General features: G+C 73.2%; 21 protein-coding genes. 14 read left to right on the top strand and 7 right to left on the bottom strand.

What is annotated here, in order from left to right; all coding sequences use genetic code 11:
* Window positions 1-62: 62 nt before the first annotated feature.
* Window positions 63-644, bottom strand: coding sequence for a DUF5134 domain-containing protein (locus tag ABZ719_RS06260; RefSeq protein ID WP_366724052.1), 582 nt, complete (start codon window positions 642-644; stop codon window positions 63-65).
* 213 nt (window positions 645-857) lie between these two features.
* Between ABZ719_RS06260 and ABZ719_RS06255 the strand changes: the two genes are divergently transcribed.
* Both ABZ719_RS06255 and ABZ719_RS06250 read left to right on the top strand, forming a co-directional pair.
* Complete coding sequence (locus ABZ719_RS06255) at window positions 858-2,573, top strand: FUSC family protein (RefSeq protein WP_366724051.1); 1,716 nt, start codon at window positions 858-860, stop codon at window positions 2,571-2,573.
* A gap of 275 nt (window positions 2,574-2,848) precedes the next feature.
* Window positions 2,849-3,412: a MarR family transcriptional regulator gene (locus ABZ719_RS06250; protein WP_366724050.1), complete on the top strand. Its 564-nt coding sequence runs from the start codon at window positions 2,849-2,851 to the stop codon at window positions 3,410-3,412.
* Window positions 3,413-3,460: 48 nt separating this feature from the next.
* Here the strand turns inward: ABZ719_RS06250 and ABZ719_RS06245 are convergent, their stop codons facing one another.
* Complete coding sequence (locus ABZ719_RS06245; protein ID WP_366724049.1) at window positions 3,461-4,228, bottom strand: VOC family protein; 768 nt, start codon at window positions 4,226-4,228, stop codon at window positions 3,461-3,463.
* Window positions 4,229-4,320: 92 nt separating this feature from the next.
* A complete protein-coding gene (locus tag ABZ719_RS06240; protein WP_366724048.1) occupies window positions 4,321-4,713 on the bottom strand; it encodes a VOC family protein in 393 nt (130 codons plus the stop codon).
* Window positions 4,714-4,963: 250 nt separating this feature from the next.
* Between ABZ719_RS06240 and ABZ719_RS06235 the strand changes: the two genes are divergently transcribed.
* On the top strand, window positions 4,964-5,512 hold the full coding sequence (locus ABZ719_RS06235; protein ID WP_366724047.1) for a GNAT family N-acetyltransferase: 549 nt from the start codon (window positions 4,964-4,966) through the stop codon (window positions 5,510-5,512).
* A gap of 19 nt (window positions 5,513-5,531) precedes the next feature.
* On the opposite strand, the gene ABZ719_RS06230 is transcribed toward ABZ719_RS06235, so the two are convergent.
* Entirely contained in the window at window positions 5,532-6,215 is a 684-nt protein-coding gene (locus tag ABZ719_RS06230) for a glycerophosphodiester phosphodiesterase family protein (RefSeq protein WP_366724046.1), read from the bottom strand.
* A 483-nt stretch (window positions 6,216-6,698) separates the two neighbouring features.
* Here ABZ719_RS06230 and ABZ719_RS06225 point away from each other — a divergent pair, with 483 nt between their 5' ends.
* From ABZ719_RS06225 to ABZ719_RS06205, 5 genes are all read left to right on the top strand, one after another.
* Complete coding sequence (locus tag ABZ719_RS06225) at window positions 6,699-8,096, top strand: DUF6421 family protein (protein WP_366724045.1); 1,398 nt, start codon at window positions 6,699-6,701, stop codon at window positions 8,094-8,096.
* A gap of 41 nt (window positions 8,097-8,137) precedes the next feature.
* Window positions 8,138-8,896, top strand: a complete 759-nt coding sequence (locus ABZ719_RS06220) for an SDR family NAD(P)-dependent oxidoreductase (RefSeq protein WP_366724239.1) — start codon at window positions 8,138-8,140, stop codon at window positions 8,894-8,896.
* Entirely contained in the window at window positions 8,893-9,966 is a 1,074-nt protein-coding gene (locus tag ABZ719_RS06215; protein WP_366724044.1) for a low specificity L-threonine aldolase, read from the top strand. The genes ABZ719_RS06220 and ABZ719_RS06215 overlap by 4 nt, the downstream gene beginning before the upstream one ends.
* A gap of 99 nt (window positions 9,967-10,065) precedes the next feature.
* On the top strand, window positions 10,066-10,659 hold the full coding sequence (locus tag ABZ719_RS06210; protein ID WP_366724043.1) for a transglutaminase family protein: 594 nt from the start codon (window positions 10,066-10,068) through the stop codon (window positions 10,657-10,659).
* Window positions 10,660-10,678: 19 nt separating this feature from the next.
* Window positions 10,679-11,380: a phenylalanine--tRNA ligase beta subunit-related protein gene (locus ABZ719_RS06205; protein ID WP_366724042.1), complete on the top strand. Its 702-nt coding sequence runs from the start codon at window positions 10,679-10,681 to the stop codon at window positions 11,378-11,380.
* A gap of 62 nt (window positions 11,381-11,442) precedes the next feature.
* Here ABZ719_RS06205 and ABZ719_RS06200 read toward each other — a convergent pair whose 3' ends face one another.
* Both ABZ719_RS06200 and ABZ719_RS06195 read right to left on the bottom strand, forming a co-directional pair.
* Window positions 11,443-11,667, bottom strand: coding sequence for a hypothetical protein (locus ABZ719_RS06200; protein WP_366724041.1), 225 nt, complete (start codon window positions 11,665-11,667; stop codon window positions 11,443-11,445).
* 112 nt (window positions 11,668-11,779) lie between these two features.
* Window positions 11,780-12,508: a lysophospholipid acyltransferase family protein gene (locus ABZ719_RS06195; protein WP_366724040.1), complete on the bottom strand. Its 729-nt coding sequence runs from the start codon at window positions 12,506-12,508 to the stop codon at window positions 11,780-11,782.
* A gap of 264 nt (window positions 12,509-12,772) precedes the next feature.
* On the opposite strand from ABZ719_RS06195, the gene ABZ719_RS06190 reads away from it, so the two are divergent.
* From ABZ719_RS06190 to ABZ719_RS06170, 5 genes are all read left to right on the top strand, one after another.
* Window positions 12,773-13,099, top strand: coding sequence for a thioredoxin family protein (locus ABZ719_RS06190; protein WP_366724039.1), 327 nt, complete (start codon window positions 12,773-12,775; stop codon window positions 13,097-13,099).
* 211 nt (window positions 13,100-13,310) lie between these two features.
* Window positions 13,311-13,829, top strand: a complete 519-nt coding sequence (locus ABZ719_RS06185) for a flavin reductase family protein (RefSeq protein ID WP_366724038.1) — start codon at window positions 13,311-13,313, stop codon at window positions 13,827-13,829.
* A 237-nt stretch (window positions 13,830-14,066) separates the two neighbouring features.
* Window positions 14,067-14,852, top strand: a complete 786-nt coding sequence (locus ABZ719_RS06180; RefSeq protein ID WP_037854640.1) for an electron transfer flavoprotein subunit beta/FixA family protein — start codon at window positions 14,067-14,069, stop codon at window positions 14,850-14,852.
* 54 nt (window positions 14,853-14,906) lie between these two features.
* Window positions 14,907-15,869: an electron transfer flavoprotein subunit alpha/FixB family protein gene (locus tag ABZ719_RS06175; RefSeq protein ID WP_366724037.1), complete on the top strand. Its 963-nt coding sequence runs from the start codon at window positions 14,907-14,909 to the stop codon at window positions 15,867-15,869.
* 188 nt (window positions 15,870-16,057) lie between these two features.
* The gene (locus tag ABZ719_RS06170; protein WP_366724036.1) at window positions 16,058-17,362 is read left to right on the top strand and encodes an aldolase/citrate lyase family protein; all 1,305 of its coding nucleotides are present in this window, start codon (window positions 16,058-16,060) and stop codon (window positions 17,360-17,362) included.
* 378 nt (window positions 17,363-17,740) lie between these two features.
* On the opposite strand, the gene ABZ719_RS06165 is transcribed toward ABZ719_RS06170, so the two are convergent.
* The gene (locus ABZ719_RS06165) at window positions 17,741-18,727 is read right to left on the bottom strand and encodes a LacI family DNA-binding transcriptional regulator (protein ID WP_366724035.1); all 987 of its coding nucleotides are present in this window, start codon (window positions 18,725-18,727) and stop codon (window positions 17,741-17,743) included.
* Window positions 18,728-19,018: 291 nt separating this feature from the next.
* Between ABZ719_RS06165 and ABZ719_RS06160 the strand changes: the two genes are divergently transcribed.
* Window positions 19,019-19,972, top strand: a complete 954-nt coding sequence (locus ABZ719_RS06160; RefSeq protein WP_366724034.1) for an ROK family protein — start codon at window positions 19,019-19,021, stop codon at window positions 19,970-19,972.
* The last annotated feature ends 100 nt before the right edge of the window (window positions 19,973-20,072 follow it).

Raw genomic sequence — 20,072 nt, 5'->3', positions numbered from 1 at the left:
GTACGACTCCGCGCGGCAAGTGACGCAGACCACGGCGTGTCCGGATCCCCCGGCACCGCGCCTCACATGGTCAGCAGCATCGCCACCATCGCCAGCCCCATCGACAGCCGGCACGCCTGCGCCAGTTCCGGCCGGTCGCCCCAGCCCGTCGGCCCGCCGGCCGGGCCGCCGCCGGTGGGGGCGCCGGAGCCCTGCGGCCCCGCCGTGGCCGGGACCAGCCGTGCGCCGCTCACCAGGACGTATCCGGCGAAGTACAGCAGCAGGACGCCGGTGACGACGGGCACGCCCGAGCCGCCGTGCGCGTGGTGGTGGGTGCCCGGCGCGAGAGCCATCGCCACGGACATGTAGACCATGGCGGCGGCGCCCACCAGATGGTGCAGGTGGTGCGCGCTGGTGCGCGCCCACCACAGCGCCCGCACCGCCGCGACGCCGAAGACCCCGGCGTAGAGGGGCCACGCCCAGGCGGGCGGGCTGAACACCGCCGCGGGCACGGCCATGACGGCCATCCCGAAGCCCATGAGCGCCTCGCCGCCCGCGGCGCGGCGCTGCTCCTCGACAGGGCTGCGCATCCGCAGCAGACAGTAGGCCCCGGTCGCCGCGCACAGCGCGACCAGCAACCAGCCGGGCGAAGCCGGTCCGTGCACCCGCCCACCTCCCGCTCGCAGGTCCGGACCGCGCGATCGGCGGCCCTCCGGTCGGTCAAGCGATGCCCACCACACTCGGTGCGCACACGAGCGCAAGGAGGTACAGGGGGAGCGTGCGCGGGGAGCGTGCGGGCGGCGGGAGGACCGAGCCGGCTTCCGACGACTGCCCGCGATTACTATTTTACGAGTAAAACACCTGCTAACCTTATGGGTATGAGCAGTGCGCCCGTCAGCCCGACACCCGCCCCCACGCCCCCTTCTTCCGCGCCCGCGCGCCGTGCCGTCCGGCGCCTCCCGCTCACCGGTGCGCTGCGGCTCGGCCGTCCCTCCGACATCTGGTTCAAGCCCGCACTCAGCTCGGTGATCTCCGTCGCGCCGCCGAACCTCACCCTGCTCGCCCTCGGCCGGCTCGACCTCGCCATGTACACGATGGCGGGATCGCTCTGCGCCCTGTACGCCCACAACCGCCCCTACGCCGTGCGCGCCCGGGTGCTGGCCTGGGTGGTGCTCGGCATGCTCGGCGGCCTCGCGGTCTCCCTGGTCACCGCCTCGCTCACCCGCGACACCGTCGTCCTGGTCGCCGTGGGCGCCGTCATGGCCGCGGCGCAGAAGGCCCTGTGCGACGCGACCCGGGTGGGCCCGCCCGGCAACGTCGTCCTCACCTTCATCAGCTCCGCCTCCCTCTTCGCCCCGCAGACGCTCGGACAGGTCCCGGCCCACATGGGGCTGGCGGCCGCCGCGGCGGTCTGGGCGTGGCTGGTCGGCATGGCGCCCGGCCTGGTGCGCCCCCACGGCCCGGAACGCCGCGCCACCGCGCAGGCGCTGAACGCCGCCGCCGCGTACGCGGCCACGGGCGGGACCGGCGAGAGCCACGCCCGCACGCGTGCCGCCGCGGCCGCCGCCGTGCAGGCCGCCTGGCAGGCGCTGCCGGCGACCGGTTCCCGGTCGCGGTCCCGGCGCGCCCTGGCCCAGCTCGTCATCCGCGCCGAGGTCGCCCTGGCCGCCCCCGCCGACACCGACCCCGAGCGGCTGCGGAACTGGGCACGTGAGCTGCGCGGCAACGGACCGATCCCGCACACCGGCGAGACGGCGGCGGCCACGGAGGAGATCCTCGGCCTGGACGCCGAGGCCGACGCCCCGCGCCGCTCCTGGCGGAGCCGGCTCGCCCCGCTCACCCCGATCGCCGTGCGGACCGCGCTCGGCTGCGCGCTCGCCGGGTACGCCTCCCTCGCCCTCGGCATCGGCCGCCCCTACTGGGCCCTGGTCACCGCGGCCTCCCTCTACCAGGCGAACGTGACGCTGACCTGGAGCCGCGGGGTCCAGCGCGTCGTCGGCAACCTGGTCGGCGTCCTCGTCTTCGCCGCGATCACGCCGCTGGCCCACACCAGCGGCGTGGCCCTCGTCCTGATGTGCGTGGCCCTCAACTTCGGCGCCGAGGCCCTGATGGGCCGCAACTACTGGCTCGGCAGCATCTGCGTGACGCCCATGGCCCTGCTGGTCACCGAGTTCGCCGGGCAGCACCCGGCGGGCGAGCTGATGACCGAGCGGGCCGTGGACACCGTCGTCGGCGCGCTGGTCGGCTTCGTCGCCGCCGTGGCCGTCACCAACCGGCGGGCGGGGGACCGCATCGGACACGCGCTGAGCGCCGTCGACCGCGCCCGCGAGCGGGCCGCGCGGCTGCTCGCCGAACCCCGGCCCGGCCCCGCCGCGCTCGAGTCCGCCCGGCGGAGCCTGGCCGCGGCCCTGGTGGATCTGCGCGCCACCGTCGACGCCGCGTCGGGCGAGTGGTGGCAGCGCGCCCTGCCCCAGGAGCGGGTCGTGCTCACCGAGCAGTCGGCACACCGTACGCTCGCCGCGACGGTACGACGCCTGGGCCTGCACACCCCGGCGGCGAGCACGGGCAGGACGACGGAGGACGCACGGCCATGACGGCGAGCAACGGACGACCGGCACCCACGGAAGCGGGCCCCCGGGACACATCCCGCGGCTCCGGCCCCGCGGAGGCGGACCCCACGGCCCCGTCCGGGACCACGGAGCCGTCCCCGGCCACCGGTTCAGCACCCGCCGGCCGCGCGCACGTTCCCGCCGAACCTCCGGCCCCCTCCGATGCCGCGCCCGTCCCTGCCGACCCGGCCCCCGCCGGCCGCGCGCACGTTCCAGCGGAACCCCCGGCCCCCGCCGGCCCGGCGGCACCGGCCGCTCCCGTGCCGTCGGCCGCCGGTTCCGCCCCGGCCACTCCCACGGCTCGGGCGGGCGCCGCCGTCCGGGACGACACCGTCGCGGGGGTCGTCCGGCAGTGGCGGGCGGTCCACCCCGACCTGGACACGGCGCCGATGGAGATCATCGGCCGGATCAACCGCTGCGCCGCCCTCCTCCAGCAGGCGGAGGACGCGCCGCTGCGCCGGGCGGGGCTCAGCCGGCCGGAGTTCGACCTGCTCGGCGCGCTGCGGCGGACCGGCCACGAACTGACGCCGAGCGAGCTGGCCCGGGAGACCTTCTCCTCGGGCGCCGCCGTCACCAAACGGCTCAAACAGCTCACCGAACGCGGTCTGGTGGAGCGGCGCGGCGACACCCGGGACCGCCGGGTCGCCCATCTGCGCCTCACGGACGCGGGCCGGGAGCTCGTCGACGGCCTGCTGCCGGACCAGCTGGCGTACGAACGGACCGTGCTCGGCGCCCTGGACGGGGACGGGCGCGGTGAGCTGGCCGAACTGCTGGGCGAGCTGCTCACGCGTCTGGAGGGCCGCCCCGGCGTCCCCGGGGTCTGAGGGCGCGGGCGACGCGGCCCGGCGGCCGGCGGGCCTCGGTCCTCGTCGTCAGTCCTCGTCCCCGCCCTGGTAGACGCCGAAGGCCGCGCCCTGCGGGTCGCGCAGCACCGCGATGCGCGGCCCGTGCGCGACGGTGACGGGCTCCTGGAGGGCACTGGCCCCGGCCCCCGCCGCCACCTCCGCGGTCCCGTCGACGTCCTCGACGGCGAAGTAGGGCAGCCAGTGCGGCGGCACATCGGCCGGGAAGCGCTCGTGCACCGCGGTGACACCGCCGAAGTCCATGCCGTGCATGCCCCACTGCGTGTACCACTCGGAAACGTTGACGCTCCAGCCGAACACCGTCGTGTAGAAGTCCCTGGCCCGTTTGACGTCCCTGGTCGCCAGCTCCACCCAGCCCAGTGATCCGGGCCGGTTGAACACCCCGGCGCCGGCGAAGCCCTTGGCCTGCCAGATCTGGAAGGCCGCGCCGGACGGGTCGAGCGCCACGGTCCGGCGGCCTTCGTCGAAGATGTCCATGGGGCCTCGGATCACCGTCCCGCCGGCCTGCGCCACCCGGTTCGTGGCCGCGTCGGCGTCGGCGACGGCGAACGAGACGTTCCAGGCGACCGGCTGGGTCGGCCGGTACAGCGGGCCGAGCCCGGCCACCGCCGCGTTCCCCAGGCGCACGACGGTGTAGCCGCGCAGCTCCGGCCGGGCGTCCGGCTCGTCGCAGTGCCAGCCGAACAGCTCGCCGTAGAACCGCTTGGCCGCTTCCAGGTCACTGGTCCCCAGCTCCGCCCAGCAGGGGCCGCCGATCACCGGCTTGTCGAACTCCATGACACTCCTCCGGGAAGGCTCGGCCCCCACCACCAGAACGCTATCCCCGGTCACCGACGGTGGCCAGCGGGACTCGTACGGCCGGGAACGGGTCAGATGCCCGGCCGGTGGCGCAGCGGGTGCTCGGCGGGCACCTCGACGAGCACGAGCGGGATGCCGTCCGGATCGGCGATCCACATCTCGATCAGCCCCCAGGGCTCCCGCACCGGCGGGCGGACGATCTCGACCCCGGCGGCCCGCAGCTCGTCGTGGGCCGCGGCCAGGTCCTCGACCTGGAGCCACAGCCGGATCCCGGGGGAGAGTGGTGTCTCGGCGCGGCCCGACAGCTCCAGGAAGCCACCTCCGAGGAAGTAGACCGTGCCGCGCTCGGGGCCCGTGCCGAACTCGCGGTAGACGGGCAGCCGCAGCCGCTCGCCGTAGAAGGCGCGGGAGCGCTCGGGATCAGTGGGCCGGATCAGCGTCCGGCTGCTGAGTACGTGCACCATGCCCGGAGCTTAGGACCTCCCGTTCGGTTCCGTCCGGACCCTGCCGGGCTCGCGGGCACTGGCACCGTCCCCCGGACTCTCCGGGCCTGAATGGCGTGGGAGACGCCCCCGTCGCCGTGCCCCCTCGCGTCCCCGGCACCGGCGCCGTCCCTACGCCCCTGATCCGGGCGGGAGACCCCGCCCTGTCCGGCGGGGGTTACCCTCGTGCCTGCCCCGCCGCGCCCGAGACAAGACCCGAGAGGCACATCCCATGGACACCGCCGCCACCGCACCGGTCTTCCGCGACGCCACCGACGCAGACGTCGACACGCTGGTGGCGCTGATCGAGTCGGCGTACCGCGGCGACGCCAGCCGGGCGGGGTGGACCACCGAGGCGGACATCCTGCACGGGCAGCGCACCGACCCGGAGGGCGTGCTGGCCGTGATCAAGACCCCCGACAGCAGGCTGCTGGCCGTCGAGCGGGAGGGCCGCGTGGTCGCCTGCTGCCAGCTCGAGCACCGCGGTGACCACGCCTACTTCGGCATGTTCGCGGTCAGCCCCGCCCTGCAGGGCGCCGGTCTCGGCAAGGTGATCATCGCCGAGGCGGAGCGGCAGGCCCGCGCGACCTGGGGCGTCACGGAGATGCACATGACGGTGATCTCCGTGCGTGAGGATCTGATCGCCTGGTACGAGCGGCGCGGTTACCGCCGTACGGGGCGGATGAGCCCCTTCCCGTACGGCGACGAGCGCTTCGGCGTTCCGCAGCGCGACGACCTGGAGTTCGAGCTGCTCGTCAAGCCGCTCGCGCAGGGGGCGTGAACCCCGCGCGGGCCGCCCGCTACGCGGTGAAGCGGCCGGTGCGCTTGATCTCCGGGTAGTCGGTGGTGGCGCCGTCCAGTTCCAGGGCGCGGACCAGGCGCAGGTGGTCCAGGGTGTTCACCACCCACCCGATGATCCGCAGGTCCGCCGCGCGCGCGTGCTCGACGATCTCCAGGGTGAGCCTGCGGATGTCGAGCACGAGGGTGCCCGCGCCGGCCGCGGTGGCGCGCTCGACGACCTCGGTGCCGTAGCGCTCGGCGACCAGCGCGGTGCGCGCGCCGGGGACCAGGCGGGCGATCTCGGCGATCGCCTCGTCGTGGAAGGACAGCACCTCGACGCGGCCCACGAGGTCGCGGCGGCGCATCACCTCGGCGAGCGCCTTCGCCGCCGCCACGTCCTTGATCTCGGCCTGCACGGGCATGTGGACGGCGTCGAGCACCTCCTCGAAGACCGGGATCCGCTCACCGAGGCCCGCGTCGAGCGCCCGCAGCTCCGCGAGGGTCTTGTCGGCGATCGGGCCGCTGCCGTCGGTCGTGCGGTCCACTTCGGGGTCGTGCATGACGACGAGCGCGCCGTCCTTGCTCAGGTGCAGATCGAGTTCGACGGCGTCGAGGCCGGCCTGCTGGGCGGCGACGAAGGAACGGAGGGTGTTCTCGGGCTCCACACCCATGACCCCGCGGTGACCGATGGTAAGGAAGTTCAAGGTTCAACTCGCTTCCGTCGACGGCGGCTCGGCTCGCCCGCGGACCGGGACCTCGTCGTCCACGCGGCAGTGCCGCAGCCTAACGGTCCGCAGTCGCGATGCACCCGTGCGTACACGGGGCAGTGGGGTGACGGCCGGGCAGTGGCGGGGCCGGGGCGGCCCGGGCGGTCACCCCTGCGTGGGCGAGTCCTCGGGACGTTGACCGAGCGGGCCGGCGGAGCGGGCCGAACGTGGGTGCGCCGCCGGGCCGAACGGGGGTGCCGCCGGGCCGGCCCTGCTCGCGAGGCCGGAAACCGCCCCCGCGGATCCCTGGCACGCATCACCCGGCAGGCCTGGGGTAGCCGCCGCCATACGGGTGTCGGACAGGAAAATGACCGGCGAAGGTGAGCGTCGGCAGGATAATTTCCGGAGGGCGCCCTTGCTGGAAGAAAGCTCATATGTATACGGTCTTCTTACGCGAGCTTCTCCCGTGGAGGATGGGTCATGACGGAAATTCTTGTGCAGGTGGGTGCGGAGGGGCATGTCCCTCCGGTGAGCAGGGTGGTCGAGCACCCGGCGTGGCCCGTGCTCAAGGATGCCGTGGAGCAGATCCGGCCATGGCAGTCGAAGGACGGCTCCATAGACTTCGACCGCGAGGGCGCGCCCGCCCGCGAGGACGCCGAAGCCGCGGTGCGCCGCGTGAGCGGCGCCGTCGAGGAACTGTCCCCGCTGCTGCCGCACGACGCCGCCTACCACCGCGCGCTCGTGGCGGACCTGCGCCGCTGGGCCGGCGACGGCTTCCAGGTGCCGGACTTCCTGGACTCGCTGCTCGCCTTCCAGCCCGCGGCCCACCGCGCGGACGGCCTCCAGCACCTGGTCGTCTTCCCGATGTACACGCAGAACGGCAACCCGGACCGCAACCTGGAGGCGGTCGTGCTGCGCATGGTCTGGCCGGACTGGCTGGCCGAGCTGGAGCGCACCCGCTACGACAACCCGCTCTTCTGCGGCATCACCTTCGAGGACTTCACGGCGGGCTACGACACCAACTCCGCCGTGCTCTTCCCCGAGACCATCGCCGTGCGCGAGGCGCCGGAACGATTCTCCTGGGGCGGCATCTTCTGCGACCGCGAGGCCGCCCGCTTCCGCCGGGTGACCGCCGCGGCCGTCGGCCTCCTGGGCCTGGAACTGCCCGACGACATCGCCGCCATGGTCGACGACCAGAAGCGCTGCGAGGAGGCGTTCGTCCTGTGGGACATGGTCCACGACCGCACCCACAGCCACGGCGACCTGCCGTTCGACCCCTTCATGATCAAGCAGCGCCAGCCGTTCTGGATGTACGGCCTGGAGGAACTGCGCTGCGACCTCACCGCCTTCAAGGAGGCCGTGAAGCTGGAGGCCGACGGCGTCCCGCAGGCCCGTGACGTGCAGTACGCGGTCCTCTTCGACCGCATGTTCCGCTTCCCGGTCACCGGCGAGCGCGTGCGCAACTACGACGGCCTGGGCGGCCAGCTGCTCTTCGCGTACCTGCACCGGCACGACGTGGTGCGCTGGACCGACAACAAGCTCTCCATCGACTGGGAGCGCGCCCCGCAGGTCACCAACCAGCTGTGCGCCGAGATCGAGAAGCTGTACCGCGACGGCATCGACCGCCCGAAACTGGTGCACTGGTTCGCCGGGTACGAGCTGGTCGCCACCTACCTCGCCCCGCACCCGGCCTCCCGGTGGGCCAAGGGCCCCGACGCCCTGGACCTGACCCAGCCGCCGCGCAAGCTGGTCGATGACGTGCTTCCGGACGAGTTTCCGCTCAGCATGTTCTACGAGGCACTGTCCAAGAAGCTGAAGAACGTGATCGCCTCCACCAAGGGCATCACGGCCGACAGCGCCGAGCGGGTCGCCGCGTGAGCGACCGCGTCCAGAACACTGCTCCTACGGAGGCGAAGAAGATGGCGGGCAACGGGGCTCTCAGCGGTGCGGTGATCGCGGTGGCCGGCGCGGGCGGACCCGCCGGCCGGGCGACGCTGCTCAGGCTCGCCGAGGCGGGCGCGACCGTCGTCGGGGCGGACAACGACCCCCAGCGGCTCTCCGAGGCCGTGGACGCGGCCCGCTACGCCTCCGGCGGCGCGAGCGTCACCGGCGACACCGTCGACCTGCTCGACCTCAAGTCCACCCGGGACTGGGCGGCGCACGTCGAGAAGGACTTCGGGCGCGTCGACGGCCTGGTCCACCTCGTGGGCGGCTGGCGCGGCAGCGAGACGTTCACCAAGACCAGCCTGGACGACTGGGACTTCCTGGAGCTGCTGCTCGTCAAGACCGTGCAGCACACCTCCCTGGCCTTCCACGAGGCGCTCCAGCGCAGCGAGCGCGGCCGGTACGTGCTGATCAGCGCCTCGGGTGCCAGCAGGCCCACGGCGGGCAACGCGGCCTACTCCGCCGCCAAGGCCGCCGCCGAGGCCTGGACGCTGGCCATGGCGGACTACTTCCGCAAGGCCGGGAAGGCGGAGGGCGCCGAGGGACCGACGTCGGCGGCTGCGATCCTGGTGGTGAAGGCGTTGGTGCACGACGCGATGCGCGCCGAGCGTCCCAACGCGAAGTTCGCGGGCTTCACGGACGTCAAGGACCTCGCCGAGGCCATCACCGGCGTCTGGAGCAAGCCCGCCGCGGAAGTGAACGGAAAACGTCTGTGGCTGACCGAGCAGCCGTGAACCCTGCCAAGACCGACGCGCGCCGCCGTCACGACCCCGAGGTCCGCGGCTTCGCCAGCGACAACTACGCCGGTGTCCACCCCGAGGTGCTCGCCGCCCTGGCCCTGGCCAACGGCGGGCACCAGGTCTCCTACGGCGAGGACGAGTACACCGACCACCTCCAGCGGATCGTCCGCAGCCACTTCGGGGCGAGCGCCGAGGCGTTCCCGGTGTTCAACGGCACCGGCGCCAACGTCGTCGCGCTGCAGGCCGTCACCGACCGCTGGGGCGCGGTGATCTGCGCGGAGAGCGCGCACATCAACGTCGACGAGGGCGGCGCCCCCGAGCGCATGGGCGGCCTGAAGCTGCACACCGTGCCCACCCCGGACGGCAAGCTCACTCCCGAGCTGATCGACCGGCAGGCGTTCGGCTGGGAGGACGAGCACCGCGCGATGCCGCAGGTCGTCTCGATCACCCAGAGCACGGAGCTGGGCACGCTCTACACGCCCGAGGAGATCCGGGCGATCTGCGAGCACGCCCACGCCCACGGCATGAGGGTGCACCTGGACGGCTCCCGGATAGCCAACGCGGCCGCCTCCCTGGACGTCCCCATGCGGACCTTCACCAACGCCGTCGGCGTCGACATCCTCTCCCTGGGCGGGACGAAGAACGGCGCCATGTTCGGTGAGGCGGTCGTCGTCCTCGACCAGGGCGCCGTCCGCCGCATGAAGCACATCCGCAAGATGAGCATGCAGCTCGCCTCCAAGATGCGCTTCGTCTCGGTGCAGCTGGAGGCCCTGCTCGCCAAGGACCTGTGGTTGCGCAACGCCCGGCACGCCAACGAGATGGCGCAGCGGCTCGCCGAGGGCGTACGGGCCGTGCACGGGGTGGAGATCTGCTACCCCGTCCAGGCCAACGGCGTCTTCGCCAAGCTGCCGCACGCGGTGAGCGAGCGCCTGCAGAAGCGCTTCCGCTTCTACTTCTGGGACGAGTCCGCGGGGGTCGTGCGCTGGATGTGCTCGTACGACACCACGGAGGACGACGTGGACGCGTTCGTGGCGGCGCTCAAGGAGGAGATGGCGCGCCACTAGAGCGAGACGGGCGCACGGCATCCCGGAAGCGTGCATAGTTATGCGATCACTCGGAAAGTCATTGACTGCTGAGTGATCGCATTCCTATGCTCTGCGGCCATGGAGCTGATCCAGCACACCTCTGACCTGTCCGCCTATCTGGCCGCCGACAAGGCGATCGACCACGATCACCCGGTGGTCCGCGAGGTCGCCGCCCGGCTCGCCGAGGGCGTGGCCGACTCGTATGCCTATGCGCGGTCCGCGTACGAGTTCGTGCGCGACACCATCCCGCACTCGCAGGACTCGGGGGACCCGCGCGTCACCTGGCGGGCCTCCGACGTCCTGCGGCTGCGCACCGGCATCTGCCACGCCAAGGCGCACGCCCTCGCCGCCCTGCTGCGCGCCGAGGACATCCCCACGGCGCTGTGCTACCAGAGGCTCGTCCGGGACGACGGCGCCGGACACGCCCTGCACGGACTCGTCGCCGTCCGGTTCCGCGGCGCCTGGCACCGGCAGGACCCGCGCGGCAACAAGCCCGGTGTCGACGCGCGGTTCTCACTGACAGGGGAGCGGCTGGCCTGGGTACCGGACCCGGAGTCGAATGAGATGGACTATCCGGTACTGTACGCTGAACCTCATCCGGTCGTGCTGAGTGCGCTCCAGGCCGCCCCCGACCGGGCCGCGCTGTCCGCAGCGCTCCCCAGCGAACTGTGATGTACGAGGCGGAGAGACCATGACGCTCACACTCACCGTGTCCGAAGAGGTGCGCGCCCTCGCGCCCGGCTTCACCCACGTGGCCGTCGAGGCGCACGGCCTGGTCAACGGCCCCAGCACGGAGGCCGGCGCCGCGCTCCTCGACGACGCGGCCCGCCGCCTGGCCCTGCGCCTGGACGGGCGTGCCCCGCACGAGGACCCGCACATGGCCGCCTGGCGCGAGACGTACACGGCGTTCGGGTCCAAGCCGTCGCGCACCCGGAACTCGGCCGAGGCGCTGGCCAAGCGCGCCCTGTCCGACGCGGGGCTGCCCCGCATCAACGTCCTCGTCGACCTCTACAACGCCGTCAGTGTCGCCCACCTGATCCCCGTCGGGGGCGAGGACCTCGACCGGATCCGGGGCGGCATGAGCCTGGTGCGGGCCGGCGGCGAGGAGGAGTTCGTGACCGTCGCGGGCGGTGAGGAGGTCGTCGAGCACCCCGACGCCGGCGAAGTGGTGTGGCGCGACGAGGCCGGCGTCACCTGCCGCCGCTGGAACTGGCGCCAGGGCCCGCGCACCCGTCTCACCGAGCGGACGACCTCCGGCCTCTTCCTGCTGGAGAGCCTGGCCCCGATGCCCGTGGCCGACGTCGTCCGCGCCGCCGGCGAACTCGCCGAACTGCTGGAGAAGTTCAGCCCGGGCGCACGGATCACCGTACGCGAACCGTGCTCCGTGTCCTGAGTCACCGGGCTTTGAACACGAGGGACGCCCGGCCGGTCGGACTCCCCTTCTGTCCGGCGCTCTCAGGGGCGGCGGTACTGGTCGCTCATGGTCGGCGTGGTGTTGTGCATCGCCAGCGTGCTGTAGGAGGAGCGGTCCCGCTGGGCCTGGATCCGGCTGGCCTGCTCGATGAGCAGACCCTCCGCGTTCTTGGTGGAACCGTTGCGTCGGCGCAGCAGCACGACGACCAGGCACGTCGCGACCCCGGCGAGCAGGCCGAACATGACGGCGAGCGAGACCATGGACATCCCCCGTCCCCTTGTACGCGCCGGCCGGTCCCGGCCGGCGCGCGAAGTCCGCGGTGACCCGGCGGACCGTCAGTTTAGATCGCTCGGCGGCCGGGGCACCACTGATCAGGCGTCAGAGCGCGGCCGCCGTCCGCAGTTGTTCGGGAGTGGGAGCCGTGCCGCCCAGGTGCGCGGGCATCCACCAGGTGTCCTCCGGGTTCCTCGGACGCACCGGATAGGCGCGCTGGGCGGCCTCCAGCAGTTCCTGGACGCGCTCGCGCAGCCGGCGGGTGATGGCCCCCGCGTACTGGTCGCGCGGGGCCTCGACCGCTTCGCCCACACGGACCGTGACGGGCGTGTGGCTGCGCCTGAAGTTGCGCGGGTGCCCCTTGGTCCACAGCCGCTGCGTGCCCCACACCGCCATCGGGATCAGCGGCACCCCCGCCTCCTGGGCCAGCCGCGCGGCACCGGACTTGAAGCTCTTGAGGGTGAAGGACTCCGAGATGGTGGCCTCGGGGAAGACGCCGATCACCTCTCCCGAGCGCAGCGAGTCCAGCGCGTGTGCATAGGCCGCCTCGCCCTGGGCGCGGTCGACCGGGATGTGCTTCATGCCGCGCATCAGCGGACCCGAGATCCGGTGCCGGAACACCGACTCCTTGGCCATGAAACGGACCAGGCGCTTCTGCGGCAGGGCCGCCAGACCGTTGAAGATGAAGTCCAGGTAGCTGATGTGATTGCTCACCAGCACCGCGCCGCCCTGACGCGGTACGTTCTCCGAACCCCGGCAGTCGATCTTGAGGTCCCACACCTTGAACATGGTGCGGGCGAAACCGATCACGGGACGGTAGACAAGCTCGGCCATGGGCGGGGTGGACCCTTCTGTCTGCCAGGGAAGGGGGAACTCCCGGCGGAAGTTACGCAGCCGTAGGTTTACGGCATGTCGCAGATCGTGCCCCAAGAACGGCCGGGGAGCCAGTCCACGTGCCCGTCACCGGCGAGATCCTCGTCACGTCGATCGGCCGTCCGGGGCGCCCCCGCCGCCGGCCGGGAATCTCCGCGGGCCCGCGCGCGCTGAAGCGGAGCGGAGCAGGATGACGGCAAGGGACGGCGGAACGGGAGGGTACGCGTGCGCGGACCGGAGACCCACAAGCGGCTGGGCGCGGCCGAGTTGGGGCGGGAACTGGGCGAACGCGCCACGCTGGTGCAGTTCTCCACCGCCTTCTGCGCACCCTGCCGGGCGACCCGAAGGGTCCTCGGCGAGGTGGCCCGCATGGTCCCGGGCGTCGCCCACGTCGAGATCGACGCCGAGGACCGCCTGGCGCTCGTCCGCGAGCTGGACGTCCAAAAGACCCCCACCGTGCTGGTCCTCGACGCGCAGGGACGCATCGTGCGGCGCGCCACCGGGCAGCCCCGTACGGCGGACGTCGTCGCGGCCCTGGGGGAGGCGCTGTGAGTCCCGTGCGCACGAGGGTGATTCAGGTCCCGTGTGGTACGTACTTGACTGCACCCGCCACCTATCGTCAGCCTGACCGTATGCCTCGAGAACTCCTTCTTCCCGGCCGGCGCCAGGGGGCGGCGCTCCCGGCCCGCGGCGTGAGAGCGCGCTGTCCGGGCTGTTGAACAGCCACGGTTCCCGCGCGTCCCACCAGCAGAAGGACAACTCCATGACGGTCCCGTCCGACCTCGTCACTCCCGGCACCATCCGGCCTGCCTCACCCGACCTGCTGCGCTCCGCCTTCCGGCGGCACGCGGCGGGCGTGGCGGTGATCACCGCGCGCGGTGCGCGGGGACCGGTCGGCTTCACCGCCACCTCTCTGACCTCCGTCTCCGCCGAGCCGCCGATGATCTCCTTCGGGATCGGCACCGGCGCCTCCAGCTGGCCGGCCGTGTCCGGCGCCGAGCACGTCGGCGTGCACATACTCGGTGAGCACCAGGAGGAACTGGCCGCCACGTTCGCCCGCAGCGGCGCCGACCGCTTCGGGGAGCCCACCGCCTGGCGCGACGGGCCGCAGGGGGTCCCGGTGCTCGACGGTGTCCTCGCGTGGCTGGTCTGCCGGGTCGTGGGACGGGTCCCGGCGGGCGACCACCGCATCGTGATCGCCGAGGTCGTCCTCGGCGACTGCCCCGGCGCCGGCCGCCCGCTCCTCTACCACCAGGGCCGCTTCGGCGCCCTGCGCGACTGAGCGGACGGTCCGCGGCCGCTCGCCCGGCGCCCGTCCGCGGAACGGTCGAGTTCCGGTTACGCTGCGTTGCGAAGGTCACAGTTCAAAGCGCTTGCTCAGCGGGAAGGAACTGGGTGTACTGGCGAGTAATATCTCGCTCGGAGCGCGGGGTCGCCCCGACCGGGATCGGCCGCTTCAGGCGCCTATGCTGCCTGCAAGAAGGCAGCCCAGAAATGACGATGCAGTAGGAGAGCCGGCGTGAGCTTGAGGATCGTTGTCACTGTGAAGTACGTGCCCGACGCCACTGGCGACCGGCACTTCGCCGATGACCTGACCGTCGACCGGGACGACGTGGACGGTCTGCTCTCCGAACTGGACGAGTACGCCGTGGAGCAGGCCCTGCAGATCGCGGAGAACGCGGACGACGCCGAGGTGACCGTGCTGACGGTGGGCCCGGAGGACGCGAAGGACGCGCTGCGCAAGGCGCTCTCGATGGGGGCGGACAAGGCGATCCACGTCGAGGACGACGACGTGCACGGCACGGACGCGATCGGCACCTCGCTGGTGCTGGCCAAGGCGGTCGAGAAGGCCGGCTACGACCTGGTGATCTCCGGCATGGCCTCCACCGACGGCACGATGGGCGTGGTGCCGGCGCTGCTGGCCGAGCGGCTCGGCGTTCCGCAGGTCACCCTCCTCTCCGAGGTCTCGGTCGAGGACGGCGTCGTCACGGGCCGCCGCGACGGTGACACCGCCTCGGAGCAGCTCCAGGCGTCGCTGCCGGCGGTCGTCTCGGTGACCGACCAGTCGGGCGAGGCGCGTTACCCCTCCTTCAAGGGGATCATGGCGGCGAAGAAGAAGCCGGTGGAGTCCTGGGACCTGTCGGACCTGGACATCGAGGCCGACGAGGTCGGCCTGGCGGGCGCGTACACGGTGGTGGAGTCGGCGGCGGAGCGTCCCGCGCGGACCGCGGGCACGATCGTCAAGGACGAGGGCGAGGGCGGCAAGCAGCTCGCCGAGTTCCTCGCGGGCCAGAAGTTCATCTGAGCCCCCTCCGCCGTCCCCTCCCTCAACCGTCGCAAGCAGGAGAGAAGAAGTCCCATGGCTGAAGTCCTCGTCTACGTCGACCACGTGGACGGTGCCGTCCGCAAGCCCACCCTGGAGCTGCTGACCCTGGCCCGCCGCATCGGCGAGCCCGTCGCCGTCGCGCTGGGTGCCGGCGCCTCCGGCACCGCCGCCGCCCTCGCCGAGCACGGCGCCGTGAAGGTCCTGACCCACGAGGCCGCCGAGTACGGCGAGTACCTGGTCGTGCCGAAGGTGGACGCGCTGCAGGCCGCCGTCGAGGCCGTGTCCCCGGCCGCGGTCCTGGTCCCCTCCTCCGCGGAGGGCAAGGAGATCGCCGCCCGTCTGGCGCTGCGCATCGGGTCGGGCATCATCACCGACGCCGTCGACCTGGAGGCCGGCGCGGAGGGCCCGGTGGCCACCCAGTCGGTGTTCGCCGCCTCCTTCACCACCAAGTCCCGCGTCTCCAAGGGCACGCCGGTCATCACGGTCAAGCCCAACAGCGCCGCCGTGGAGGCCGCCCCGGCCGCCGGTGCGGTCGAGGCCCTGGACGTGACGTTCTCCGGCCAGGCCACCGGCACCCGGATCACCGGCCGCACGGCGCGTGAGTCGACGGGCCGTCCGGAGCTGACCGAGGCCGCGATCGTGGTCTCCGGCGGACGCGGCGTCAACGGCGCGGAGAACTTCGGGATCATCGAGGCGCTCGCCGACTCGCTCGGCGCGGCCGTCGGTGCCTCCCGCGCCGCCGTCGACGCCGGCTGGTACCCGCACACCAACCAGGTCGGCCAGACCGGCAAGTCCGTCTCGCCGCAGCTCTACATCGCCAACGGCATCTCCGGCGCGATCCAGCACCGGGCCGGCATGCAGACCTCGAAGACCATCGTCGCGGTCAACAAGGACCCCGAGGCGCCGATCTTCGACCTCGTCGACTACGGCGTCGTCGGCGACCTCTTCGAGGTCGTCCCGCAGCTCACCGAGGAGATCAAGACCCGCAAGGGCTGATCCCGCGGCCCCTTCCCGGGGCCGCCCGGGCCAGGCCCCCGTGACCGCACCGGTCACGGGGGCCTCGGCTTGTCCGGGTCCGGCCGATGGCCCAGGCTGCGGACAGGTGTTGACCGCCGGGAAGCTCCACGGATAGCTTCGTAGTGCGGATTATTGATTCCGCACAACGGAAAACAGGAGGGTGTGGAATGGGTCAGGGCCAGCAGGAGACGGTGGCGACGAGCCTTGCGGGCGCCGTCAGCGAGGAGATCAGCGCCTCGCTCGCGCCGGTCGACGCCGAGCTGGAGCGCCGTTATCCGGGCGATCCCGGCACCCGCCAGCCCGTCCACACGGTGTACGTCCCCGGCGACGCCTTCGCCGCCGACACCATCCGCTCCTGGGGCGACCGGGCGCTCGCCGCCCTCGACGAGCACGCCCCGGACGCAGCGTCCTTCGCCGCGGTCCTCGGCCTCGGCGACGAACTCGCCGAGCCGGTCTACTCCCGCGTCCGGGCCAAGCTGGAACGCGAACCGATCGAGGACCTCCGCATCGACTTCGAGGACGGCTACGGCCCGCGTTCCGACGCCGAGGAGGACGAGGCCGCCGCCCGGGCCGCCCGGCTGGTGGCCGAGGCGTACGCCGAGGGCACGGCCGCGCCGTACATGGGCATCCGCATGAAGTGCATGGAGGCGCCGGTACGCGACCGGGGCATCCGCACCCTCGACGTCTTCCTCAGCGGTCTGATGCGGGCCGGCGGACTGCCCGACGGACTGGTCCTGACCCTGCCGAAGGTCACGTACCCCGAGCAGGTCACCGCGATGGCGCGGCTGCTGGAGGCCTTCGAGAAGGCCCACGGGCTGGAGCCCGGACGGCTCGGCTTCGAGATCCAGATCGAGACCAGCCAGTCCATCCTCGCCGCGGACGGCACCGCCGCCGTCGCCCGGATGATCGGGGCCGCCGAGGGCCGTGCCACCGGCCTGCACTACGGCACCTTCGACTACAGCGCCTGCCTGGGCGTCTCCGCCGCCTACCAGGCCAGCGACCACCCCGCCGCCGACCACGCCAAGGCCGTCATGCAGGTCGCCGCGGCCGGCACCGGCGTCCGGGTCTCGGACGGTTCCACCAACGTCCTGCCGGTCGGCCCCACCGAGAAGGTCCACGACGCCTGGCGCCTGCACTACGGCCTGACCCGCCGCGCCCTGGCCCGCGCCTACTACCAGGGCTGGGACATGCACCCGGCGCACATCCCCACCCGGTACGCCGCCGTGTTCGCCTTCTACCGCGAGGGCTTCGAGCAGGCGGCGGGCCGCCTCGCCCGCTACGCCAACCGGGCCGGCGGCGACGTCATGGACGAGCCCGCCACGGCCAAGGCGCTCAGCGGCTACCTGCTGCGCGGCCTGGACTGCGGCGCCCTGGACATCGCCGAGGTCGCCCGCCTCACGGGCCTGACCCGGGCCGACCTGGAGGGCTTCGCCGCCCCCCGCCGCGGCGACCTCACGGCGTCCGCGCAGTAGCCCCGGGGCAGGCTGCCGCCGCGGCGGAGAGCCCGGTGGCGGGGGAGTCCGACCGCCCCGCCGGCCGGGCTGTCTGCCGCTCCGGCGTCCTGCGGACCTGCCGGAGCGGGAGCGGCACGCGGACGGACGGGGTGCGTCGTCACGGGGGCCGGTCGGCAGGCCGGACCCCGGGCGGGAGGGCCGACGGGAGGGCCGGCCGCTTCCGCCTCGTCGGCCTCGCCCGCCGGACTCGGTTTTCCGGCGTCGCCCCCGGCGTCGCCCTCCCGGCTTCACCCGCCGGGCTCGGTCTTCCGGCTTAGCTCGGCGGGCTCGGTCTTCCGGCTTTGCCCGGCCGCTTCCGCCTCGTCGGCCTCGCCCGCCCGGGGCTGGGTGGAGGCGTCAGGGCGCGGGCGGCAGTTCGCCCGAACCGCGCTGGACGAGCCGGGTCGGCAACTCAATGCGTTCCGGGGCCAGATGGGTGCCCTCCAACTGGCGGAAGAGCCGTTCGGCCGCGGTGCGCCCGAGGGCCGCCGCGTCCTGGGCGACCACGGTGACGCCCGGCTGCAGCAGGTCGGCGAGTTCGATGTCGTCGAAGCCGACGAGCGCGACCGGCCGGGACAGCCCGGCCAGGACACGGATCACGGTGACCGTCACCCGGTTGTTGCCCGTGAAGACCGCGGTGACCGGGTCCGGCCCGGACAGCATCTCCTCGGCCGCCCGGCGCACCCGCTCCGGATCGGTGACGCCCAGCGACATCCAGGAGTCCTGGACGGTTATGCCGGCGTCCTCCATCGCCGCCCGGTAACCGCGCAGGCGTTCGGCCGCGGTGTGGATGCGGGGCATGTCGCCGATGAAGCCGATCCGGCGGTGGCCGTGGGCGATCAGGTGGGCCACGCCGTCGCGGGCGCCGCCGAAGTTGTCCGAGAGGACGACGTCCGCGTCGATCCGCCCGGCCGGGCGGTCCACGAACACCGTCGCCACGCCCGCCTTGATCTCCGGTTCCAGATACCGGTGGTCGTCGCCGGCCGGGATGATGACCAGCCCGTCCACCCGGCGCGCGCACAGCGCCAGGGCCAGCTCCTGCTCACGGTCCGGGTCCTCCGCGCTGGAGCCGTTGATCAGCAGGGCCCCGTGCGCCCGGGCCACCTCCTCCACCGCGCGGCTGAGCGGACCGTAGAACGGGTCGGCGAGGTCCTCCAGGACGAGCCCGATGCTCGCCGTGCGCCCCTTGCGCAGCACCCGTGCGCTGTCGTTGCGGCGGAAGCCGAGCGCGTCGATGGCCTCCTGGACGCGCCGCTCGGTGTCCGAGGTGACGCCGGGCTCGCCGTTGACGACGCGCGAGACGGTCTTGAGGCCCACGCCGGCCCGGGCCGCCACGTCCTTCATCGTCGGACGATTGCCGTACCGTGTCCCGGACGCGCGGTCCGTGGCACGGTCGGCGGGGCGGTCTTCTCGGCGGGCGGTCTCTGGCACGATGCGGCGTCCTGTCCTGTCGTCCGGCGGGGGTGTGGCGGCCCCTGGGTGCGTAAGAGGATGTGGCGTCGAGCATAGAGCCTGGACAACGTTGTCATACCCGCGAGAGACTGTCCATCGCATACTCGGTCCGCACTCCCTTCGCGCGGCCGGTCTGCGCCCACCTCTTGGCTCTTTCATGGTTGACGGGGAGATCTGACTCTGATGCACACCGACCTCGTGGCCGCGCTCGACATCGGCGGCACCAAGATCGCCGGCGCGCTGGTGGACGGCCACGGCAGCATCCTGGTGCGCGCCCAGCGCGCCACGCCCGCGCGGGAAGACGGCGACACCGTCATGCGGGCCGTGGAGGACGTGCTCGGCGAGCTGAGCGCGTCGCCGCTGTGGGGCAGGGCCACGGCGCTGGGCATCGGCAGCGCGGGCCCGGTGGACGCGTCCGCCGGCACGGTCAGCCCGGTCAACGTGCCGGGCTGGCGCGGCTACCCGCTGGTGGAGCGGGCCCGGGCCGCGGCCGGCGGGCTGCCCGTGGAACTCATCGGGGACGGCGTGGCCATCACGGCCGCGGAGCACTGGCAGGGCGCGGCCCGCGGGCACGACAACGCGCTGTGCATGGTGGTCTCGACCGGAGTGGGCGGCGGGCTCGTCCTCGGCGGCCGGCTGCACCCGGGCCCGACGGGCAACGCGGGCCACATCGGCCACATCAGCGTCGATCTGGACGGTGACCTCTGCCCGTGCGGGTCGCGCGGGTGTGTGGAGCGCATCGCCAGCGGCCCGAACATCGCCCGCCGGGCGCTGGAGAACGGCTGGCGGCCGGGGCCCGACGGCGACGACACGGCCGCCGCGGTGGCCGCCGCGGCCCGCGCGGGCGACCCGGTCGCCGTGGCCTCCTTCGAGCGCGCCGCCCGGGCCCTGGCGGCGGGCATCGCGGCGACGGCGACCCTGGTGGAGATCGACATCGCGGTGATCGGCGGGGGAGTGGGCAAGGCGGGGGACGTGCTGTTCGCCCCGCTGCGCCGGGCCCTGACCGACTACGCCACGCTCTCCTTCGTCCGGCGTCTGACGGTCGTCCCGGCGCAGATGGGCACGGACGCGGGGCTGGTGGGGGCCGCGGCGGCGGCGCTCACCGGACGGACGGACGCCGCCGCGGCCGGAGTCTGACCGCGGCCCTGCGTGGGAATGCGCGCGAGCGAAGGGGTGGGGCCGGGCGACGTGTCGCCCGGCCCCCCCCCCCAAACACCCCTTGACCGCGGAAAAAGAG

This window comes from Streptomyces sp. NPDC006743, assembly GCF_040703815.1.
GTDB lineage: Bacteria > Actinomycetota > Actinomycetes > Streptomycetales > Streptomycetaceae > Streptomyces.
Note: the sequence above shows the minus strand (reverse complement) of the source record. Positions and strands in the feature narration are given on the sequence as shown.